Origin of the sequence: Endozoicomonas sp. SESOKO1 (genome assembly GCF_024606265.1) — a bacterium.
Classification (GTDB): domain Bacteria; phylum Pseudomonadota; class Gammaproteobacteria; order Pseudomonadales; family Endozoicomonadaceae; genus Endozoicomonas.
Window position 1 is genome coordinate 1 of sequence record NZ_JAHHPP010000065.1, and the last position, 2,094, is coordinate 2,094.

Here is a 2,094-nt window from a genome sequence, read left to right on the forward strand (position 1 = left end):
GTCTACAAAAGACTGGATAAAATTAGCAGGGAATGAACAAACACTCAAGCGGATGGCCGCCCCGCGGAGCGCTCTACGCGCTCCTGTCTTATATCATCGCCTGCGCGGCCCGGCCCGATTGGGCGATGCTTTACGACGGGTTTGGTAAAATGCGAAAAGGAGCAAAAGAGGGAGTGCCACAAGAATGATATCGATCAGGCAGAAAGGCCGTCATCGGCCTCAGCCCTGGCAGAACCTGACGTGCCCAACTAAGGCATCCGGTTCCTCATAGTCACTGATTCGCTGGCTGATAATCTCGGTAATACATGAGATATATCAACAAGTTATATCCCCGTCTGCACGGCCCACTCCGATTGGGCCAGGGTGTACGACAATTCGGCTCAACACGGGAAATTACAGGCTAATGCAATGAATCCAGTTCAAACCCCGGTTATTAACACTAAACAGGCTATGCAATCAAGGGAACTTTTCCAGACAATCTGATTCCAAATAAGCTATCCATAGTCATGAAACAGATTGGGAATTTCATTCCGGACAGGTAACCGGAGAAATTTCTACCCGGAATGCAGGCATGCCAACTCACGTTATCAACAAGCTGTCCAATATAGCCTTACTCACTTTTCTGGCCGTTCTGATCGCTTACCCGCAAATGAACACTTATGCCAGTAGTTTTACCGGGCAAGGTTACGGACAAAACCATAGCAGCCACTCACTGCCCGTTGACTACCGGCATATGGCTTTGTACCAGCTTAAACTCAATCGCTACTACCACCCTTGGGGTGCAGGCAACCCCGACAGCATCCATGTTGAACACACCCATCATCATACGCACTGGGGCGGGTGGGATGTTCCGTTGTTCTGGGGAGGAGGCTATTATACCACTGACCGGAACTCTTCCTTCAGTGACCGGGTGTCGGACGGGCTGATCGGGGTTGCGGTTGTGGTAACCGTCATTGCGATTACAGCAGCAACCCTATACTCCGTGGCCCATGCAATCTGGCCATATACCGGCGCTGCCAGCCTGACCTCCATTGAACTCCCGAAAAACTCACCCTGGAAAATCACCGGTTATAAAGTTGCCCATGGTGGCGCGATACGATATGCAGATTTTGCCTTCAACACAGACGCCATGATCAACGCCCGGGAACATGAAATGTTCGACCGCCAGCAAATGGGGCAAGGCCGCTTTCTGCTTGTTGATCAGGAGAACTGGTGGGGTATTGTCGATTACCCGGCTGATGTTGACGTAACATTCACCCACTTTGATGAAGTTTCAGGCGAAGCCACCGACCAGGTCACGGTTAATGTCCAGCGTAAAGTCACCAATGGTCTGAAAGCCGGAGCCATCCTGCCCCGGGTTATCCATGCCACTGAAAACCGGCAGAAGTATCAACTGGAAACCAGAATGAATTATCCTGCATGGTTCGATTTTTCCAGCTGGTATCATCAGCCATCCCGGATTTTTATTAATTTCAAGCCCTCAGGCCCGGTTACGCCTCACCATTAACTGTCTCTTGTCTCCAGTTCAGCGTGTTAAAATCCCGTCCGGTATTCTTTCCTAAAACAACAGAATCACCGGACTGACCATTAGCCTACTTGCAGTCATCCCCCCGATTTGGATAATTCACCCAGATTTTGATTATTTGTCATTTTGTACACCCCTTCATTGCTGTAGGTACCTGTGTACAGAGATGCCTACACAATTTGGAACCCGCTTATGCCTCCAACAACATCACCACTCACCCGGGAAGTCGAAGCCAGACGCACGTTTGCCATCATATCCCACCCCGATGCCGGTAAAACGACGATTACTGAAAAGCTTCTGCTCCTCGGTGGTGCCATTCAGCTGGCCGGTACGGTAAAAGGCCGTAAGAGCGGTCGCATGGCCACCTCTGACTGGATGAAGATGGAACAGGAGCGTGGCATCTCCATCACCACCTCGGTGATGCAGTTCCCCTACCATGGTCGTACGGTAAATCTTCTGGATACTCCCGGACACGAAGACTTCTCCGAGGACACCTACCGGACACTGACCGCTGTTGACAGCTGCCTTATGGTGATCGACGGCGCCAAAGGTGTCGAAGATCGCACCAT

The 2,094-nt window shown here is 51.1% G+C and carries 2 protein-coding genes; both read left to right on the plus strand.

Features of this window, described 5'->3' with window-relative positions:
• The first annotated feature begins 571 nt into the window (after positions 1 to 571).
• Entirely contained in the window at positions 572 to 1,507 is a 936-nt protein-coding gene (locus KDK13_RS03980; protein WP_257283620.1) for a hypothetical protein, read from the plus strand.
• A gap of 210 nt (positions 1,508 to 1,717) precedes the next feature.
• On the plus strand, positions 1,718 to 2,094 hold a 377-nt coding region (locus tag KDK13_RS03985; RefSeq protein ID WP_257283621.1), incomplete at its 3' end, for a GTP-binding protein.

What these genes read in the sequence shown, in the direction of transcription:
- KDK13_RS03980 (WP_257283620.1), top strand. Translation starts at nt 572, where the DNA reads ATGCCAACTCACGTTATCAACAAGCTGTCCAATATAGCCTTACTCACT.